22 protein-coding genes are annotated in these 20393 nt (G+C 39.4%); 12 read left to right on the top strand and 10 right to left on the bottom strand.

Translation table 11 applies throughout. From position 1 onward, the window contains the following. Nucleotides 1–66: 66 nt before the first annotated feature. On the bottom strand, nt 67–972 hold the full coding sequence (locus tag J3L16_RS05140) for a hypothetical protein (RefSeq protein ID WP_207611823.1): 906 nt from the start codon (nt 970–972) through the stop codon (nt 67–69). 768 nt (nt 973–1740) lie between these two features. Here J3L16_RS05140 and yafN point away from each other — a divergent pair. Further along, nucleotides 1741–2028 (top strand): type I toxin-antitoxin system antitoxin YafN, encoded by a 288-nt coding sequence (gene yafN, locus J3L16_RS05135; protein WP_207611822.1) that lies wholly within the window; start codon nt 1741–1743, stop codon nt 2026–2028. Beyond that, the gene (locus tag J3L16_RS05130; protein WP_207611821.1) at nt 2025–2423 is read left to right on the top strand and encodes a type II toxin-antitoxin system YafO family toxin; all 399 of its coding nucleotides are present in this window, start codon (nt 2025–2027) and stop codon (nt 2421–2423) included. Before yafN ends, J3L16_RS05130 begins: the two co-directional genes overlap by 4 nt. A gap of 68 nt (nt 2424–2491) precedes the next feature. On the opposite strand, the gene J3L16_RS05125 is transcribed toward J3L16_RS05130, so the two are convergent. Further along, complete coding sequence (locus tag J3L16_RS05125; RefSeq protein ID WP_207611820.1) at nt 2492–3523, bottom strand: methionine synthase; 1032 nt, start codon at nt 3521–3523, stop codon at nt 2492–2494. 9 nt (nt 3524–3532) lie between these two features. Then, nucleotides 3533–4525, bottom strand: coding sequence for a DUF1852 domain-containing protein (locus J3L16_RS05120; protein WP_207611819.1), 993 nt, complete (start codon nt 4523–4525; stop codon nt 3533–3535). A gap of 137 nt (nt 4526–4662) precedes the next feature. Here J3L16_RS05120 and J3L16_RS05115 point away from each other — a divergent pair, with 137 nt between their 5' ends. From J3L16_RS05115 to J3L16_RS05075, 9 genes are all read left to right on the top strand, one after another. After that, the gene (locus J3L16_RS05115) at nt 4663–4824 is read left to right on the top strand and encodes a hypothetical protein (protein ID WP_207611818.1); all 162 of its coding nucleotides are present in this window, start codon (nt 4663–4665) and stop codon (nt 4822–4824) included. Nucleotides 4825–4947: 123 nt separating this feature from the next. After that, on the top strand, nt 4948–6570 hold the full coding sequence (locus tag J3L16_RS05110) for an amidase (protein WP_242698665.1): 1623 nt from the start codon (nt 4948–4950) through the stop codon (nt 6568–6570). A 210-nt stretch (nt 6571–6780) separates the two neighbouring features. Beyond that, nucleotides 6781–6969 (top strand): hypothetical protein, encoded by a 189-nt coding sequence (locus J3L16_RS05105; protein WP_207611816.1) that lies wholly within the window; start codon nt 6781–6783, stop codon nt 6967–6969. Nucleotides 6970–6981: 12 nt separating this feature from the next. Next, nucleotides 6982–7737, top strand: a complete 756-nt coding sequence (locus J3L16_RS05100) for a hypothetical protein (RefSeq protein WP_207611815.1) — start codon at nt 6982–6984, stop codon at nt 7735–7737. Between the two features lie 33 nt (nt 7738–7770). Continuing rightward, nucleotides 7771–8511, top strand: a complete 741-nt coding sequence (locus tag J3L16_RS05095; protein ID WP_207611814.1) for a rhodanese-like domain-containing protein — start codon at nt 7771–7773, stop codon at nt 8509–8511. Continuing rightward, nucleotides 8511–9218, top strand: a complete 708-nt coding sequence (locus tag J3L16_RS05090) for an NAD-dependent deacylase (protein ID WP_207611813.1) — start codon at nt 8511–8513, stop codon at nt 9216–9218. Before J3L16_RS05095 ends, J3L16_RS05090 begins: the two co-directional genes overlap by 1 nt. Beyond that, nucleotides 9205–9837: a LysE family transporter gene (locus J3L16_RS05085; RefSeq protein WP_207611812.1), complete on the top strand. Its 633-nt coding sequence runs from the start codon at nt 9205–9207 to the stop codon at nt 9835–9837. Before J3L16_RS05090 ends, J3L16_RS05085 begins: the two co-directional genes overlap by 14 nt. Nucleotides 9838–9883: 46 nt before the next feature. Continuing rightward, nucleotides 9884–10699, top strand: coding sequence for a glucosaminidase domain-containing protein (locus J3L16_RS05080; RefSeq protein ID WP_207611811.1), 816 nt, complete (start codon nt 9884–9886; stop codon nt 10697–10699). A gap of 2 nt (nt 10700–10701) precedes the next feature. Beyond that, nucleotides 10702–11337 (top strand): DUF2987 domain-containing protein, encoded by a 636-nt coding sequence (locus J3L16_RS05075; protein ID WP_207611810.1) that lies wholly within the window; start codon nt 10702–10704, stop codon nt 11335–11337. On the opposite strand, the gene rssA is transcribed toward J3L16_RS05075, so the two are convergent. The 7 genes from rssA to J3L16_RS05040 form a co-directional block, all read right to left on the bottom strand. After that, complete coding sequence (rssA, locus tag J3L16_RS05070) at nt 11334–12236, bottom strand: patatin-like phospholipase RssA (protein ID WP_207611809.1); 903 nt, start codon at nt 12234–12236, stop codon at nt 11334–11336. The genes J3L16_RS05075 and rssA overlap by 4 nt on opposite strands. Next, the gene (ttcA, locus tag J3L16_RS05065) at nt 12236–13150 is read right to left on the bottom strand and encodes a tRNA 2-thiocytidine(32) synthetase TtcA (RefSeq protein ID WP_207611808.1); all 915 of its coding nucleotides are present in this window, start codon (nt 13148–13150) and stop codon (nt 12236–12238) included. Before ttcA ends, rssA begins: the two co-directional genes overlap by 1 nt. Before the next feature lie 139 nt (nt 13151–13289). After that, nucleotides 13290–13757, bottom strand: coding sequence for a bacterioferritin (gene bfr / locus J3L16_RS05060; protein WP_207611807.1), 468 nt, complete (start codon nt 13755–13757; stop codon nt 13290–13292). Next, a complete protein-coding gene (gene bfr / locus J3L16_RS05055) occupies nt 13757–14236 on the bottom strand; it encodes a bacterioferritin (RefSeq protein ID WP_207611806.1) in 480 nt (159 codons plus the stop codon). Before bfr (J3L16_RS05055) ends, bfr (J3L16_RS05060) begins: the two co-directional genes overlap by 1 nt. A gap of 130 nt (nt 14237–14366) precedes the next feature. Beyond that, nucleotides 14367–15944 (bottom strand): cation:proton antiporter family protein, encoded by a 1578-nt coding sequence (locus J3L16_RS05050; protein WP_207611805.1) that lies wholly within the window; start codon nt 15942–15944, stop codon nt 14367–14369. Between the two features lie 127 nt (nt 15945–16071). Further along, entirely contained in the window at nt 16072–16929 is an 858-nt protein-coding gene (locus J3L16_RS16520) for a universal stress protein (RefSeq protein ID WP_207611804.1), read from the bottom strand. Next, nucleotides 16930–18423 (bottom strand): SulP family inorganic anion transporter, encoded by a 1494-nt coding sequence (locus tag J3L16_RS05040; protein WP_207611803.1) that lies wholly within the window; start codon nt 18421–18423, stop codon nt 16930–16932. 254 nt (nt 18424–18677) lie between these two features. On the opposite strand from J3L16_RS05040, the gene J3L16_RS05035 reads away from it, so the two are divergent. Beyond that, the gene (locus tag J3L16_RS05035; RefSeq protein ID WP_207611802.1) at nt 18678–20333 is read left to right on the top strand and encodes a methyl-accepting chemotaxis protein; all 1656 of its coding nucleotides are present in this window, start codon (nt 18678–18680) and stop codon (nt 20331–20333) included. Nucleotides 20334–20393: the final 60 nt, after the last annotated feature.

Raw genomic sequence — 20393 nt, 5'->3', positions numbered from 1 at the left:
TTACAGAGGCAAAGCGGTTCGATGGAGTCTTGATGGTGTCGGCATAAAAAATGGTTCGGAAGTATGTTATTGCTCTTCTTCTTTTATATTTTCTGTACTCGCAGGAACATACTCAATTTCAAGACCTGCAAGCGGGTAAATAATAGTTTTCTTCTCACTGAAGACAGCAATACTTGTTGTCGAGGCGGCTATGATTTTTCCCTGTAGGATAAATTTACGTTCTTTATTAGCATTTTCTTTATAAATAAACATGCAATCCTGCTGATTACTTTGTCCATGAAGGCAATCGACAGCTTCGCTCTTTTCTTTTATAGCTTGCTCTTTTCCAGCTTCATAACCTTTGTAAGGAAAGACAATCAGAATAAAGTAAATAAACAAAGTGATGAATGGAAGTGTCGCTCCGAACAATCCAAAAAGAAATGATATTACCGTACATTCTTTCAGTTTCTGAATCGGTGCCTTTGATTGTTTGACTAGGTTTATTTTGACTGAATGATCTGCCTTTTTTTTAGTTTCAGTATTAAGCTGCTTTTTTAACGTAATTTCATTCGTAATATATGCAATAACAGCGAGAATAAAAAACAGGAGGGCAAACCAAAAACTAAACCATTTTAAGTGTTCTAGTGTTTTTGAAAATATATCGATTGTTCCACTGAGTGCCCAATTATAAGTGTTCATTAAAATGTCATAATTGGTTACGGGGAACAGATCAGAATAAACGTTATACTCCGTTAAATATCCAGCTCTGAAATAATACCCAGTTGTGTAAATCATTGGTATTGATAGGGTAAATAACCCAATAATTATTGTAATAATATTGGAAACGCTTAGTGTGGAAGGTTTAGGTTTTACTCTATCTTGAATCCTTTCTTGTGATGTTTTTAGGTAAACTAATTGTGAGATTTGAGTATGTTCTCCAGCCTCAAATTTTTGTGTGATTGGATCTGTAGTTGTAAATATTGGACTACTCATGACATTTCCTGTTGATTTGATATATTTCTTAAATGTCTTCAATGGATATTTAGTAGAAACAAAGAAGTTTAAGTTTGCGTTAAGTATTTTCAACAAAAACTGAGTACTAGGAAAAGTCCATTAGTATGAAATTTAATAACTATAAGAAAGAAGTAATTTAGGACTCCGTACATTGGAGCAGAATTTAAAGCTGAGAATTGAAAGAAAGAGGCATGAAACTTCTTTCCATTTTGTTATCTATCGAAATGACGGGAGATTTGAGGGTGTTTGATACGAAAATATAGGTCGATGATTTGCAGTCGTTCTATTTTGTGTGTTCTCTTTTTGGGTGATGAACCTGAAGTTTCGGATTGCAGGTAATAGCCCATCCATCGCATATTAAGGTTTTGTGACCGAATATATTTCTTTTGAAATGCTCTCTCATCAAAAATTGTATCGAATAACACTTTGAAATCATTGTTAAAAAAGTTCGGTTTATTCCCGTAATAAGGCATCATTTTAAAGTTAACAAAATTAACCGCCTATAATACTTAATCCAAGTTTATAATTAAATTTTGAACGTTATTTTTCGTCAAAACCCGATATTCATCCCAATTAACCGGCCGAAGCATTCATATAGTTTTATTTAAAGCTCACTATTAAGTAAAAAGATAAAGACTAGCGTAGCGATACAACTGAATATTAGAAGTTATTTGTATTTTTTTTTATCATGAGTATACTTAATTATGTACATAATTAAGTATACTGCTAATTGAATTAAGGTGATTTATGGCTGTTCAATCAATATTGGCTGAAAAAACTGTTTCAGTGACGGAGTTGAGAAAAAAGCCGTGTGACTATTTTATGGATGAGCCTGTAGCTGTTTTATCCAACAATAAAACAGCTGGTTATATGGTTAGTGCAGAGCTGTACGAGCAAATGATAAAGCTAATAGAATCGCAGTCAAAAACATCACGTTTTAGACCGTCATATACACGCCTCGCACAAATAGCTGAGAATGGAAATAATGTATTATTATCTGCTTCTGATGACGATTTGGGTGATTTTTCAGAGTGATACGTGTTTTTAAAAGTGCTGTTATTTGTAAAATAATGGAAAGTGAAGAACTTGATGCGCTTATTGATGATTTTAGAAGTTACAAACTCACAGGTAATCCGCCTGAGCATTTTGGTCGTGACGTTCCATATGATCACCCTAACAATTTACCAATCGTATTAGCTGAGAGAATTCAACATATACATTTAGGTAATGAAGACAAGCCATTTTCTTCGAAGAAAATACAATTTTATCAAACCAGTGATATTCATCTTGTCTATTGCCAAGGCGTGTTGGATAAAAACTGCTATTTACTAATGACAATACTATCACCAAACGCACATGAACAATCTAAATCGACAGATATTATGTATAAACTAGGGATAATGGCCGAGAAATTCAGATTACAATTCTAATTTGCAAGCTTTGCTGATACCGAAGAAAATACTGCCCAAACCAATGGGCAGCACAATATCAATTAAACCTAATCAGCCGTTAACTCTTGGCGAATAATTTCAGCACCTGCGCTTAGGGCTTTTAATTTTGCGCTTGCCACCTCACGAGGTAAAGGGGTCATACCGCAGTTAGTGCAAGGGTATAGTTTATCGGCATCTACGTACTCAAGGGCTTTACGCAAGGTTGCAGCGACTTCTTCTGGGGTTTCTATAGAATTCGTTGCCACATCTATAGCGCCTACCATAACTTTTTTGCCTCGAATGAGTTCAAGTAACTCAATAGGCACGTGAGAGTTATGGCATTCTAGTGAAATAATGTCGATATTGGATTTTTGCAGCTTAGGAAAGACATCTTCGTATTGTCTCCATTCTGAGCCTAGGGTTTTTTTCCAATCAGTATTGGCTTTTATGCCGTATCCGTAGCAAATGTGTACTGCTGTTTCACATTGCAGCCCTTCAATGGCACGTTCTAAGCAGCGAATTCCCCAGTCGTTCACATCTTCAAAGAAAACATTAAATGCGGGCTCGTCGAATTGAATAATATCGACACCGGCGGCTTCTAGTTCTTTGGCCTCTTGATTAAGAATTTTTGCAAATTCCCAGGCTAACTTTTCACGGCTTTTATAGTGATCGTCATAAAGCGTATCTATCATTGTCATAGGGCCGGGTAGCGCCCATTTAATTGGTTGGTTGGTTTGTTGGCGTAAAAACTTAGCGTCTTCAACAAACACTGATTTTTGGCGGCTCACTGGGCCTACAACCGTTGGCACGCTAGCATCGTAACGGTTGCGAATTCTTACGGTTTTACGGTTTTCAAAATCAACACCGTTAAGGTGTTCAATAAAGGTGGTAACAAAGTGCTGACGTGTTTGTTCGCCGTCACTGATGATATTCACACCAGATTGAAGCTGATCTTGTAGCGACAAACGCAACGCGTCTTGTTTGCCATGAGTGAGCTCGTCACCTTCTAATTTCCAAGGTGACCAAAGTGTTTCTGGCTGCGCTAACCAAGAAGGCTTAGGTAAACTGCCTGCAGTTGAGGTTGGTAATAGTTTTTTCATAGTCATCTCTTATAGGTTAGGAAGCGACGGAGCGTAGTTTGCAGACCATTGCTCAAGCACAGTTTGATAAGGTTTAACAAAGTGTTCGTGTGCAAATTTTCCTTGCTCAGTTGCAAGTCGACTGCGCTCTTCTCTGTCGTACACAATTTGCGTTACCGAGTGGTCAGAATTTTTCAGGTTTGGCTGGTAGCTTTTTCCTGCGGTCGCGTTGGCGTTGTATATTTCTGGACGGTAAATTTTTTGGAAGGTTTCCATTGTACTGATCGTACTTGCGAGCTCTAAGTTAGAGTAGTCGTTCAGCAAATCACCAAAGAAATAGAATGCCAAAGGCGCGACGGTGTTAGGCGGCATAAAGTAACGCACCTGCAACCCCATCTTTTTGAAATACTGTTCGGTTAATGAAGATTCATTAGGCTGATATTCAATTCCTAATACAGGGTGCTGGTTTTCAGTTTGCTGATACACTTTATTGTCAGACACACTGAGGCATATTACAGGCGTTTTATCAAAATGACGTTGATAAGTCTTAGAGCTCACAAAGTGTTTAAACAATTTGCCGTGAAGCTCACCGAAATCAGATGGAATACTAAATTTGGGTTGGTCTTTATTGTGATCAGGGAGTAATACGCTGAAATCATAATCGCGGATATAGGATGAGAAGTTATTGCCAACAATGCCTTCGATGCGTTTATTGGTTTTGGTGTCCACAATATAGGTTTGCAAAATTTCTATAGAAGGGAAGGCGTCGCCTTTATCATCAACATCCATTTCTACTGAAATAATTTCAAGCTCAAGTGAATACCGATCACTTGTTGGGTTATCCCAATGCACTAGGGCGTTAAAGCGATTATTGATCATAGCCAGCGCATTGCGTAAATTTGCTTTTCGGTTATCACCTCTAGCTAAATTAGCAAAGTTAGTGGTAATACGAGTGTTATCGGAAGGCTGATAGTCTTCGTCAAAACTGATGCTTTTTATGGAAAATTTGAAATCTGTATTCATGGTAACTCGGTATCCAGTACTTATCTGTAATTAGTGTCTCAATTCAAAACAAGAAAAAAATGGGTCAAGGTTAAGAGCATGGTGTGAGTTATACAGATTCGCTTACATGAATAAAAATGATTTAATTTCATTAATACATGAATATTGTTCATGGTTTTTTTTTGTTGCAAGGGTATTTAGTCAGTAACTATAATTCAAAGGTTGTTATTATTGATTTAGAAAACAAAGAGATAAATATGCTTAATCTGCCTAAAGAAGCGGTTATAAAGCGCCGGCATAAATCTGAAAATAACAGCTAATAACCACCCAACCCTTATATTGGCACATTAGTCTTTATTTGTTGTTTTAGTATGTGACAAGGTTAGGGGTATCTGATAATTGTAAGGTTCTAATAATAATTATTTTTTATGAGGCGTCGATTAATGCGTTTACTAGTCCCAGCTTGTTTTTCTGTTTTGTTATTGACTTATACTGCCGATGTGTCTTCAGCGGATGTTACCCCTATAAAGAGTGTACAAGAGTACAGTGATATTGGGTCTTTATCTGGCGGTGAAATTGCGAATGCAATCGCGTCTCATAAAGTAACTTCAGAAGCCGTTGTAAGTTATTACCTAAAACGTATTCAACAGCTTGATGGCAAAGTAAACAGTATTATTGCACTTAATCCCAATGCCCTTGCTGAAGCGCGAGAAAAAGATAAAGAAATAGGAAATAAAAAGAAGCTAGGCCGATTACACGGCGTACCTGTTTTAATTAAAGACAATATTGAAACAAAAGAACTTCCAACTACGGCAGGGTCGCTAGCGTTAGCGCTAAATAAAACTGAACGAGATGCGCCTATTGTTGCAAGGCTGCGAGCTGAAGGAGCCATTATTTTAGGTAAAACAAATTTATCTGAATGGGCTAACTTTCGTTCTAACGATTCAATCAGTGGCTGGAGCGCAGTAGGTGGGCAGACCAGAAACCCGTTTAGTTTAGATCGCTCTCCCTGTGGGTCCTCGTCAGGTACAGGTGCAGCTATAGCATCTCAGTTTGCGCCATTAGGAATAGGTACGGAAACAAACGGTAGCGTTATGTGCCCATCTGCTATGAACGGCATAGTGGGCTTTAAACCAACAGTGGGCTTGATGCCTCGTACTCATATTGTGCCTATTTCGTTTACTCAAGATACCGCAGGCCCTATGACTCGAAGCGTAAAAGACGCAGCGTTAATGTTATCGGTTATGGCAGGTAGCGACAGTGGTGATAAAGCATCTGCATTGGCCGATAAAAATGCCGATAACTATGTAGAAAAACTCGATGGCAACATTAAAGGTTTGCGCATTGGTGTGTTGCGTTGGTCTCAAGGTAATCGCCCCGCCATTACTGATGCGTTTAATCAGGCGGTTGACGTGGTGAAACAAGCTGGTGCGAGTATTGTTGATATTGAATCCTTTGATGCCCCAGAAGGTCTTGGTCGTGATGAACTATTAGTATTAGAAACTGAATTTAAACACTCGTTAAATGCCTATTTAGCTGATGCAGCCCCTGATGTGAAGTATCGTTCGTTGGAAGAAGTGATTAAATTCAATGAGTCAAGTGAAAGAGAAATGGCATTGTTTGATCAAAGCTTAATGCATTCTTCACAAGAAAAACCCCCCATTGATGGCAAAGAATACCAAGATGCACTGGCAAATATACTGACGGGTACCCGAGAAAAGGGCATTGATCTACTGCTAAAAGAACATAATGTTGATGTATTAATGATGCCATCCCGTCCAGCCGCCTTTTTGATTGACCCTGTGTATGGCGATAATTACCCCGGAGGTTCAGTTGGCGCAGGTTGGTTAGCGGCTATTGCTGGTTACCCCATTATAACGGTTCCTATGGGTAGCGATAAAGGTTTACCACTTGGTGTTGGCTTTATGTCAGGTGCATGGAACGATGCGCAAGTATTGCAAGTTGGATATGCCTATGAGCAAGGGTCGAAGAAAATCATGACACCAACATTTGCACAAAGCGGATTTGAATTAGACGCAACCAAAGACGGGTTAGCGCCGCAGTAGTTTTGCGCTGATACAGACATGGGCTACACTCTAATAGTCGGGCGATAAATGGTAAGGCTATAATAAGAGTGTAGCGATGTTTTATTTGATGACAACAGGGGATATCTGTTGTTAAATAACGAAACAAATAGGGTAATATGCTGTCTTAGTTTATATTAGCTTTAAAATCGACATTCATCGACATTCATCGGCATTAAGAGAGGAAGGATTATGTTTAGTAGAAACACCAAAGACAAAACGCCAACATCTCATATCGGAAGCCAAGATAAGTTAAATATGGACAATGCCTATATTGATAAAAACGGCATTGTGAGTTTGAACTTAAACAGCGAAGATGTTCAAAATAGAATTAAGTCACAAATACAAAAAATCGCGAGTTTAAAACAGTTCGCAAATTAAAAAGGAATTAATTTGGCAGCCTTGGTTTTAGGGATCGTATTGATAATTGGTTATCACTTCGAGTCAAAAAACCCTATAGGAAGGTTGAAATTCGTTCGTAAAACCGGTTACCACATCTATTTCAGCGCTGGACGCAGTGGTTTAATACTCTTTGTTTTTGCATTAATTCCTTGGTTAATCATAGATTTTTATGATCTTCCCTCTACCGTTTTTAACTTTAGCCAAGTAGACCCTTCAACAACCTTCTTGAAGAATCACGAACAGTGGATTGTCATTAAAAGTATTTCCGTTGCCATCGCCATGTATGTGCTCAGTGTCATATCGTCGTTTTGCCTTACCCAGTATTACAAATTCAATAAACGTAAGCTGGTGGATAAACTTTTTGATATTGCCAACGACCTTGAGAAGCTGATTATTGAGTCTACGTTTAATGCGTCGCCAATTCGGATTGAACTTGAATGTGGAAAAATTTATGTTGGCTTTCCTCAATCACCAGATTTAGAACAAGGTGAAATTACCCATTTAACCTTATTACCTTTGCTTAGCGGCCAGCGTGATAAAGATCAAAAAATAGTATTAACGAATAACTACGAGAAACATTACGGAGTGTTGCTGCAAGAGCCCAGTGACAACACATCATCGTTTAATTTATTGTCTGAATTTCGCGTTGTTATTCCAGCAACCACCATTATTATTGCTTCTAAATTCGATTTAGAGTCGTTTATCGCAATAGAAAACAGCTTTGTGTATGCTGATTCTGCTAAATAGACGCCTTATCCCTTTTTTATTATGAGTATTCCAATGACAACTATTATTGAAACTCGTTTTACCCGTCCGGGTTCAACGAACAAACCTAGATTAACTGAGATAACGCCAAACCTCATTGTTGATATCGATGAAGAAGGTAAAACGTGTTTCACTACTGAGGAGCTACAGGAACAGTGTAGCAGGTGGGAAGTTTCTCCAAACCAAGGATTAGTTATCACTGAAGCTGGAGGGACGTTTTGCGCTCCTAGGCTGGCATGGATCCTAATGAATTCTGGCTTTTTAAACGTATCAGTGATTAAGCCTGAACAGCTAAATGGCATTGAAATAGACAAACAAGAGTTTGATAAAAGCTTACTGTCTGGTTTATCCGCAGCAGGGTTTGTGGGAAAAGATGAAGTTGTTGAAGCGAGCAACAAAGCCCAACAAATCATTGATGTTCGAGGTGCTGCACGTTTTTCAGGGGATGAAGCAGATCCAAGACCAGGAGTTAGAGCAGGGCACATACCTCATTCAACGAATATGCCTTACAAGGTATTTTTAAGTGATAACGATGGTGAGGTGTTTCTGCCAGTTGAAAGCCTGAGAGTGGTATTTTATGACGCGGGTATTGACCTAGATAAACCCATTATTTTTAGCTGTGGTTCTGGTATTACCGCGTGTATAGGCGCTTTGGCAGCGCGTTTGTGTGGTGCAAAAGACGTTGTGGTATACGATGGCTCATGGGCAGACTGGGGTAGTGATGTCACTTTGCCTTGTGCCACAGGGCATGACTAATGAATATAGTTGTATTAACCGGGGCGGGTATTTCCGCTGAATCAGGTATTCGTACATTTAGAGACAGTGGAGGCTTGTGGGAGAACGAAAGAATAGAAGATGTTGCAACACCAGAAGCCTTTAGCGCAAACCCGAATAGAGTGTATGATTTTTACAATACAAGACGTCAACAGCTGTTTGACCCGCAGCTACAACCCAATAAAGCTCATGTTGCCTTAGCGGAATTTGCTCGTTTATCTAGCGTAAACATGACGCTAGTGACACAGAATGTAGACAATTTACATGAACGGGGTGGTAGCGATAATGTTGTTCACATGCACGGAGAGTTACTTTCAGCAAAGTGTGTAAAAAGTCATGAAACAGTGCGCTGGAATGGCGATTTAACCGCCTTGAATACATGCCAGTGCTGTCAGCTAGCCCAACCCATGCGACCGGATATCGTGTGGTTTGGTGAAATGCCTTTATATATGGAGCGTATTTATCAGGCTATTGAAACAGCCTCTTTATTTTGTGCCATTGGTACATCTGGCTCTGTTTATCCCGCAGCAGGTTTTGTTGATATTGCACGCCAGTGTGATGTAGAAACGACGTTGATTAATTTAGATGAAACCGATAATGGTCATTTTGATAACCGTTATTTAGGTAAGGCGTCAGAATGCGTACCTAGGTGGATAGAAAGTGTAAAGGCGAAGTATGAATTGGACTGAATTTGCGACCCTTGCGACTATTCATTTTCTAGCTGTGGCCAGTCCAGGGCCAGATTTTGCGGTAATTGTGCGCCATAGTATGCATCATGGTAAGAATATCGCATTAGTCACTAGCTTAGGAATTGGTTTGGCTATTTTGGTACATGTTGCCTATTCGCTGTTGGGTGTCAGCCTAATTATTGCAACTACACCTTGGTTATTTTCTACAATTAAATATGCGGCAGGTGCATATTTACTGTATTTGGCATATGGGGCGTTAACTGCGCAGGCATCGGGTAAATCTGCTCCTGATGATTCTACGGAAACACAATCAACTATCACAAAGAGAAAAGCGTTTTCCGTTGGTTTTATAACAAATGGGTTAAACCCTAAGGCGACGTTGTTTTTTCTATCGATATTTACCTTGGTGATAAGTCCCGATACGCCTTTTACAATAAAAGCATTTTACGGAGGCTACTTTGCAGTTGCTACGACACTTTGGTTTTGTTTTTTAACCTTACTATTGAATATTCGTTCAGTAAGAGAATGGCTGCACCGTTGTGGTTATTGGGTAGATAAAATGATGGGGGTCTTGCTATTGATAGTGGCTGCCAATGTGCTGTTTTTTGCCCACGTTTAATTTTTTTTAGTTATACTGGCATTTCCTTAGAATCATACAAATAACTATGATCCGTAAATCCAGCTTATTGAGAATTGCACTTTCCTTTACCGTTGCTATCGCGCTGGTGGCTTATTTGTGGTCGGTGTCTACAACACCGGTAGAAAAAAACTTAGTACCCTCCATATCAAAAAGTGCAGATAAACCCGTCCCGGATTTTTCTCAATATACTCAAACTAAAAAGAAAAAAACGGCATTTTTTGATTACCTGAAACCAGAAATTCAGCAGCAAAACGATCATATCTTAGGTATCCGGCACCAATTATTACTAATGAAACGCAAAGCTGATAATGGTGAAGTATTAGCTTTCAGAGAGTCTGAAAAATTGAATTGGCTAGCAAAAGAGTATCGAGTTGAAAGTGATGAAATCGCTATCGGAGGCAAAGGCGAGGACAGTCAATCTTCATTGATAAATGCATTGTTGGTTCGCGTAGATATTATCCCTTTAGATTTAGTGCTGGTTCAAGCTGCCAATGAGTCAGCATGGGGGACTTCACGCTTTGCTAGGGAAGGTTATAATTTCTTTGGCTTGTGGTGTTTTACTGAAGGGTGTGGTTTCGTGCCTAATTCTCGAAATGCAGGAGCCATTCACGAAGTTGAAAAATTTGATAACCTCACCGATGCAGTTTACACCTATTTACGTAACTTAAACCGCCACGATGCATATCAAGAACTCAGAAAGGTTAGGGCCCAATTACGGGCAAACCAACAACCAATCAGTGGCAATGCATTAGCTGAAGGATTAGTTAACTATTCTGAACGAGGCCATGAATACGTGGAAGAAATTCAGGCAATGATAAGAATAAATAAAAAGTATTTTTAAAAATGAAAAGCCTACTCGTGTTAATTTTAAGTTTATCCTTTGTTCTTGAAGCTTGGGGTAATACCATAGAAACAAAATATTATGATTTTCATCGTCATATTCAAAATCTACGCCATCCAGACACTAGCAAATTAACCTATTCATTTGGTTTTATTCATGTTGACACTCAGACATTATGTCAAATTAATGAGGCTACATTAGCGTTAAAAGATCAAACGATTGATTTGATTGTAGACACTGAATACCGTTTTAAAATGCCATCGACAGATGATTCGGAACTTGCGAATGGTAAGGTCGTACTTGATGTAATTGAATCGCCTGATGCATGTGAGATGTCGGTCCGATTAGAAACCAAGGAAGAGTATTTAAAGGTTAAATACAGTAAAGAAGATCTAAACGACATAAAACGTCAATACGTTGCTTTTTTCAACGAAATGGGCAGTTTCATGTCGTTTGGCGTGCCGTCAGTGAATGGCCTAATGATCACTTTTGACAATAAATACCTTTATCATGATTTTAAAGGTATCGGCAAAATTCAAAATGGCTTTATGATCATTGAAAATCAAATGCTAAGCGACATTGATACAATTATTTTCCCTGAAGTACCAGCGCGTATTACTGCTTTAACCTCGCGTTAAAGTGAAATAAGTTGGAAGTGAATTTGTTCGGCTAAACGCTGAATAGACTCTTCTCCTACTTTAATTAATTCTGCTGCGCGGTGAAATTCCATTAAGCCTACGTTCTCTAATCGAGGTTCAATTAACATATCAGGAGGATCGCCCGCCAATCGCGAGCGAGTGACTCTAGCTTGTAGTATTTCTAGGGAATTATTCATAACTGAAATAATACTGGGCGGTGATTTAGCGTCTTTATCGCCTTTTGCATCAGAAGAAAATAATTGTCCGAATACATTTTTGCTTTTACTGAAAAAGTCATCAGTAGATTGTTGTACTTTTTCGTGCTTAACACTCATGGACGCTGAGCGCTGCGGTCTAAAGTCAGCACTTAAGTTAACGGCGATAACAAAATCAGCGCCCATTTGCCGACACAAGTTCACTGGCACTGGATTAACAACAGCACCGTCTACCAACCACTTTTCACCATGCGCGACAGGCGAAAATAACGCAGGAATAGCGCAGGAGGCTCTTACTGAGTCGCCTACCTTTCCGTGCCGGAAAGTCACTTCTCTTCCACTGTACAAATCAGTTGCTAATGTGGCAAACGGCTTACTCATTTCTTCAAATGTGGGTGCACAAAAATCTTCTGCGAATTTTTCGAAAACCTTGTGAGCTGAGGCTAAACCGCCTTTACCTAACCCCATCCCCATCAGTGCTAGCACTTGCCACTCGGTAAGGGATTCTGCCCACTCTTTTAATTCAGGTAATTTTCCACTGCAATATGCCGCGCCTACATAGGATCCAATCGAAGTACCAGCAACCACATCTATTTTAACGCCAAGGCTTTCTAATGCTTGAATTACCCCTATGTGAGTCCAACCTCTAGCGGCTCCAGCGCCGAGTGCAAGCCCTATCTTCATTAATTCAATCCTTTTGAAGGAATATGTGATTCGAGAGTCACTATTTGTGGCTCCGCGCTGGCTGGTGATGGAGTGCTAAAGTCAGGTGTGTCAAATGCGGTGTCTCCGTCATTCACTGGCCTTTGAGTCTTATTCGTCACATTGAAATCATACAGACTTCTATCGAGCATATGACTTGGTGTAATGTTTTGCATACTGCTGAACATAGATTCAATTCTACCGGGGAACCTTTGGCCCCAGTCCTCTAGCATGGCTTTCACAGATTGGCGCTGTAAGTTTTCTTGTGACCCACATAGATTGCAAGGAATGATAGGGAAGTTGAGCTGCTGTGAATATTGAACAATTTCGTTTTCAGAGCAATAAGCCAATGGACGAATAACAATATGATTACCATCATCACTGACTAACTTGGGCGGCATAGATTTAATTCTGCCACCGTGAAACATGTTTAAAAAGAGTGTTTCGAGCATGTCATCGCGATGGTGCCCAAGCGCAATTTTGGTTGCGCCTAATTCGGTAGCAGTTTTGTACAAAATTCCTCTGCGTAATCGCGAACACAGTGAACATGTGGTTTTGCCTTCAGGGATTTTGTCTTTAACTATGGAGTAGGTATCTTCTTGTACTATTTTGTAATCAACATCTAAACCCTCTAAATACTGAGGTAAAACATGTTCAGGAAAACCGGGCTGCTTTTGATCTAGGTTAACTGCCACAATATCAAAATGAATGGGAGCGATATTGCGAAAATACAGCATGATATCGAGTAGAGTGTAGCTATCTTTCCCTCCAGATAAACACACCATGACTTTGTCGCCATCTTCAATCATTGAAAAATCGTTAATGGCTTTTCCTACATGTCGTCGTAAACGTTTTTGCAGTTTATTAAAGTCGTATTGTTTTTTTGCAGTTGACACTGTTCACTCAGTCTATCATTTCACGTAATGGTATTGATTATACAAAACGCTGAATCAGAAAAGTAGCGCCACAGCACTAGTGGAATAAAAAACACCCCAGATTTGGGGTGTTTTGAAGTCAGGTAATTAAAAAAATATCTTACAGCTGAGATTGTAAGTAGTTGTTCAATCCTAAACGCTTGATTAAACCCAGCTGCTGTTCTAGCCAGTGAGCGTGATCAACTTCAGTATCGTCGAGTAACACAACTAACATGTCTCGAGTTACATAGTCTTTTTCCTGTTCGCACAGTGCAATCACGTCTTTAAGTGCTGCGGCTACTTCATATTCAACCCGTAAATCGCTTTCTAGCATGCTAGGTACGTCTGCGCCTATTTCAAACCCTGTTCTGGTTTGCATGTCAGGGGTACCGCCTAAAAACAGCATGCGCTCTATAAGTTTGGTTGCATGACCTTTTTCATCATCAAACTCATGGTTAATGCGTTCAAATAGCTTATTGAAGCCCCAATCTAGGTACATTTGAGAATGTATGAAGTATTGGTCCATTGCTGCAAGTTCAAAGGCTAACAGGGTGTTAAGTGCATTGATTACTTTTTGATTGTCTTTCATTATCCGTTCTCCCCAATAACTTGAGCTTGTAGATAATTTTCAAGGCCCATGTTTTCAATCTGATATTCCTGAGTTTCAATCCAGTCTAAGTGTTCTTCTTCGTATTCAAGTATCTCAGTCAGCATGTCTCTGCTGACAAAATCACTGAGTTCCTCACATAACGAAATTGCAGAACGAACAACGGCAACATGCTCTGTTTGGAAACGTTTATCGCACGCTAACATTTCTGGCGTATCTTCACCTATGTACAATTTACCCAAAGCTTGTAGGTTGGGAAGTCCCTCTAAAAAAAGCACTCGCTCAATAATGGCATCGGCTTGTTTCATGTCTTTAATCGATTTTTTGTAGTGCTTTTTATCTAGCTCAACTAAACCCCAATTTTTATACATACGGGCATGTAAGAAAAATTGGTTAATCGATGTAAGCTCTGACGTTAATACGCCATTCAGTGCGGCAATAACTTTAACATCACCTTTCATGAGACTTCCCTCATTAAATTAATAATATAGTAGTATGATAGATGAATACTAGAGAAAGTCAAAAAAATCTTTATAAAACAACGACATAGTAATGATAATGATTTTCGATAAGGTGTAGATTCCTATTTGATTAGTGGCTAACTTCAACACTATCAATAAAAGCTAAACTTTCTTCTGCAAAGCCTAAACCGGCTTCGTTGTAGAAGTTAAATACTTTATCTATCCCATTAATCAATAACTTATCGACTTCATCTTGATACCGAGCCACGGCTGCTACCTTGCCTTTAAAGCCTGCATTTTTAAGTTGGCGGTTAATATTTATGGCATCATCGATTGAGGGAAGCGCAAGTAAAACAAGTTTTAAACAGCGAATATCGGTATTTTCCCAAAAATCGATATCTTCGCCGTCACCTAACGCTACTTGAATACCTTGTGCTTTTAACTTAGCTACTTTTTCTTTATGGGCATCAATTCCCCATACCGTTTTGTCAGTTAACTTGGATAATGACTTACACGCGCCTGTTCCAACACGACCCATACCAACTACAAGAAACTCTGCCTCATTTAACACAGGGTAAATGTCTTCAGGAAGTCGTCTTTGTTTTTCGAATTTTTTAAGTCTCGACTTCATTTTTGTGTATTGCTGATGAGACGAACCATAAGCAACACTGGTGATAATAAATGACACGGACGTTGCTAAGGCTAAAATCACCAGCCATTCTTCACCGAGTAGCCCAATTGATACCGCGAGCGCACCGATAATTAAACCAAATTCACTATAATTAGATAATACTAAGGCGGAAAGGTAGGCTGTTCTGGCTCGTAGTCTTAATGAAGAAAACAGGCCGTAAAACATAATAAACTTGAGTGGAATAAATAAACACAGTACCAGTGCCATAACAACCATAGACCAAGTGGGCAGAGCAGTCAGCCCAATGCTTAGAAAAAAGCCGATGAGGAATAAGTCTTTAAAACTCAGCAAAGACTTTGATAACTCTACTGCCTTACTGTGTTTGGAAAGTAAAATGCCAGCAATAAGAGCTCCCAAGTCGCCTTTAATGTCGACAGCTTCAAACAAGTGGTAGCCACCAAGGGCGAAAATAAACCCCGTTAAAGGCAATAATTCTCCATGCCCGGAGCGATTGATAACTTGATAAATAAAAGGAACTAGAGGAAACAGCGCTAATAGTGCTAATGCGTAGATTGAAGGGACTTTACCTGTGGCAATAACCATATAAATTACAGCAAAAACGTCTTGCATGACTAACACTGCAATAGCAATTTTTCCGTGGCGCGTACTACTTTCGCCCGACTCTTCCAGCACTTTGACAACACAAACCGTGCTGCTAAAACTGAGCGCAAAAGCAATCAGTATGGCGTCATTAAATTCGATGTTACTGACAAGGGAAACTAGGCCAGCTAAAACGTATATCACACTGGAAAACAATAAAACCCACAATGAGGTATGTAGCGTGCTACTAGCAATCACTTCACGGCGTACTAAATCTCGTAGGTTTAGTTTTAGGCCAATGGTAAAAAGCATAATGGTGATACCAAGATCAGCGATAGTAGACAGGTTCTCAGTTAAGTTGTATTCAAGGGCATTTAAAATAAAACCTGCTACTAAATAACCGATTAACGGTGGTAGTCCAACAAGTTTAAAAGTGAGGCCAAAGGCAAAAGCAAAAAGAAGAAAGGTAAAATCCAAGATAACTATCCGTTTTTAAAAAAAGATGAGTAAAACCCGTGCTTTAATTATTACTGGGTTCAGCAATAAAACAACTGATTACGAGTAAATTTTTATTATTTTATTTAAAAAACAAAAGACAGTGAATTTATCGGAGTAACAATAATGGTATACGGCTACTGGTGAGCATTTGTAAGGTAAGGCTGCCCCATACCATTTCTCTTAATCGACTATGGCCAAATGAGCCCATTACCATCAAATCGATACGCTCTTGTTGTTGATACTTGAGTAACTCAGTTAGCACGTTTCCAGTAATTACAGTACTTTTTACCAATATACCAGCATCAAGGAGAACAGTTTCAGCATGAGCCAGTACTTCTTTTCCTTTATCTGGGTTAGTGCAGACATGGACAAGGTGGCAAGTCATATCTTTATACAATGGTGATGAAGACAACCAGTCCAATGCTTTGTTGGCGGCTTCACTGCCGTCGTATGCAAGTAACAAGCGTTTTGGTAGTGAAAAGGGCTTATTCACTACCAAAATAGGTTTGTGTAAAGCCCTGATAATAGATTCTATTTGTCTACCTAAAAGATGGCTGTTTTCACCGTGATCTTCACCTCTTGCTCCTAGCACAAGTATGCGAATTTGATCTTCTAACTCAATTAAAGTTTCAGTGAGACTGCCGTGGCGTTGTAGGCAGACAATGTCGTCAACGCCGTTACTTTTTGCATTATCTGTGGCAAGAGATAACAGCTCATTTCCTTGTTCGATGAGGAGTCTGTTTCTTCGAGACTCTAACTCAATGAGCTCATCTAGCAAGGCTTCTTTGGTGCCCAAACCAATACTGCCACTGAAATCGCTGGGAATAGAGGAATTTGCCAGCTCAATGTTGTGCAGGAGGGTTAGCGGCGTTTCAACTGTAGAGGCTATCCACGACGCATAATCGGTTACGCTCTTATTTAAATAAGCGCTGTCTATTCCTGCAAAAACATGAGCTTGAGTCACTTAATGACCTCCTAGCACCTTATCAATTTCCTCTGGGTCGTCATGAACACCAAAGCGGTCAACAATTGTGGCACTGGCTTCGTTTAAACCAATTAAGGTTACATTCGCACCTTCGCGGCGAAATTTCAAGACGACTTTATCTAAAGATTCTACAGCGGTAACATCCCAAAAATGGGCTAGGTGAAGATCAATTTCTACATTTGCTGATACGCGTTTGAAATCAAACTCGTCAGTGAATTTGCTAGCCGAGTTAAAAAATACTTGGCCATGAACCTTGTATCGGGCAGTGTCAGACTTTTCATCAATACTTTTTTCGACATACATAAAATGGCTAACTTTATTGGCAAAAAATACTGAGGCAAGTAATACACCTACAAATACGCCATAAGCTAAATTATGTGTGGCTATAGTAACAATAACTGTTCCCAACATACTGATGTTGAATGAAAGAGGGTGAGATCTTAAGTTTCTTAATGAGTCCCAACTAAAGGTACCAATAGACACCATGATCATTACTGCCACGAGCGCAGCCATAGGGATTTGGCTAATCCAATCACTTAAAAACACAACCATAATAAGTAGTAGTGCTCCGGCAACAAAGGTTGATAGTCGGCCACGGCCTCCTGATTTTACGTTGATAATCGATTGACCAATCATGGCGCAGCCAGCCATTCCACCCAGCAAACCAGCGCCAATGTTGGCAACTCCTTGGCCTTTACATTCACGGTTTTTATCACTTTCTGTGTCAGTTAAATCGTCGACGATAGTGGCTGTCATCAAGGACTCTAACAGTCCCACTACGGCAAGTGCAGCAGAATAAGGCAATATAATAATAAGAGTTTCTAATGTAAGGGGAACATCAGGCCATAGAAATATGGGAAGGGTGTCAGGCAATTGCCCCATATCACCTACAGTGCGAATATCTAGGCCAGCAAAAATGGCAAAAATAGTGCAAGCTAAAATACACACCAAAGGCGAGGGCAAGGCTTTACCAATAACAGGAATGTAAGGAAACAAGTATATGATACCTAATCCTGCAGCCGTCATTGCATATACATGCCAAGTTACATTGGTTAGTTCGGGTAATTGGGCAACAAAAATCAGTATCGCTAAGGCGTTAACGAAACCAGTAACAACAGAGCGAGAAACAAAAGACATCAGTGCGCCAAGCTTCAAATAACCCGCCAAAATTTGAAAAACACCAGTTAACAAGGTTGCTGCTAATAAATACTGTAAACCATGGTCTTTAACTAAAGTCACCATTACCAGAGCCATAGCGCCGGTAGCCGCAGATATCATACCGGGTCTTCCGCCAACAATTGCAATGATAACCGCGATACAAAATGAGGCGTATAAACCTACTTTTGGGTCGACTCCGGCAATGATTGAAAAAGCAATTGCTTCTGGAATGAGTGCTAAAGCAACGACTATTCCGGCTAAAACATCATTGCGAATGTTGCCGAACCAGTCTTGTTTGGTTGAGTGAAATAACATGGTGTTTATGACCTATGGTGACGCTGTTTTTAATGCGCGTGATCATACGCGCTCCCCTTATTTATCTCAATGTTTTAAAATAGTGAGAACTAAAGAAATAAGCTGATTTACATGGTTAAAAATGTCACTTACGGTTGCGAACATATATTTCCTGACTTATATCAAAGCAACTTTTCCGTTTTTGGTTAAACTTTACTTATGTTGAGTGAATAAAATCTCGTTTATTGAAAGATCTATTTTGAAAGGAGTGATCGGTGTTAGTGTTATTTCGTTACTTAGGTGTTAAGGGTTCTTTGATTGTTAGTTTTACTTTTGTGCTGCTGTTATTTTTAGCAATGACTTTGGTCGCTACATTCCAGGTATCTGATACCGACAGACGGATGACTCAAATTAATGATGTTAATTCTGTAAAGCAAAGACACGCCATTAATTTTAGAGGAAGTGTACACGACCGCGCGATAGCCATCCGTGATGTGGTGTTAAAACCTGATGAAAATGGCGTACGCCAATCTATCTCGGATATTAGAAAATTAGAACAGTTTTATATTCAATCTGCGGGACCACTTGATCAACTTGTAGCTCAAAATGCTTCAGCTGAAGAACGCTCTATCCTAAATCACATAAAACAAATTGAGAAAGACACACTACCGTTAATTGAAAAAATTATAGATAGCCGAACATTGGGCAATGATTCTGCTGCGAAAAAAGTATTATTGGAGCAGGCAAGTAAAAAATTTACGCAGTGGTTAGGCACCATTAATGAATTTATTGATTACCAAGAATCAATAAATAATAAAGAAACCATTACGATAAGAGAGCAGTTAGGTAGTTTTACTGGGCTAATGTATGACTTGGTAATAATCGCAGCGGTATTTTTGATTTTTGTCGTAATATTTCTACTTGTCGGGTTAAAGGCGTTACTTGGGGGGGAGCCATCTAAAATTAGTGCTGTAATAGGAGAAATTGCGAAAGGTGACCTTTCAGTTAGATGTGACAATGGAAAAAAGGGGAGTATTCTAGCGAATATTTATGCTATGCAATGTGAACTGGTTAATACCGTTAAGGGAATTCGAAGTGTATCGGCGAGGATTCAATCAAGCAATAACGAAAGTGCTAATGAGCAATCTACGCTTGCGAACTTAATTAATAAACAATCTAATCAGGCACACCTTGCCCATAAACAATTAGAAAATCTAAAACAGCAAGCTGCTCGTGTGAAAGAATTACTGTCCGAAACGAATACACTTTCAGATACTTCTATTGCAGTATCTAAAGAAGGGAATGAATCGGTTACTCAATCGAGTGTTCAAATTAAATCAGTAAAAGAAGCGATTGGTAACACAGCTCAAGATATTCGAGAGTTAGAAAAATTGAGCAATGAAATATCAACCATAGCAAGCGTTATTAGCGGTATTTCCGATCAAACAAATTTGCTTGCGCTAAATGCTGCAATTGAAGCTGCTAGAGCTGGCGAAACCGGCCGAGGTTTTGCAGTTGTTGCCGATGAGGTTCGCGGGCTTGCACAAAGAACTGGAGACGCAACAAAAGAGATTGAAGATACGTTAGGTACAGTTCAAACCAGTGCAAGTAGCAGTTTGAAGTCTATGGAATCTCTGATCCCGAAAATAGAATCGGCCCTTGAAACCAGTGAAAATTCAACAGGGGCATTAGATGAAATTGAAAAAACAGCCTACGGTTCAGCTAAAAACCTGATGAAATCTATTGATGAATTTAGTAAGCAAGTTGTGGTACTCGAAGAGTTAGGGCTCAAGATGGAAGAAGTCGTTGAATCTTCAGGTGAGTTAACCAGTTCATCGGAACAGTTTGTTGAATCAAATATGAAAGTAGCCAATTCGTTGAAAGGCTTGTCTGAAGAACTGACCAAACATACGAACTATTTTAACATTTAATATGTCGCGAATACTTCCTATCTATAAAAGCTAATGTAATATGCATCTAGACGCTATTGT

This window comes from Alteromonas sp. 5E99-2 (assembly GCF_017368475.1).
GTDB lineage: Bacteria > Pseudomonadota > Gammaproteobacteria > Enterobacterales > Alteromonadaceae > Alteromonas_F.
Note: the sequence above shows the minus strand (reverse complement) of the source record. Positions and strands in the feature narration are given on the sequence as shown.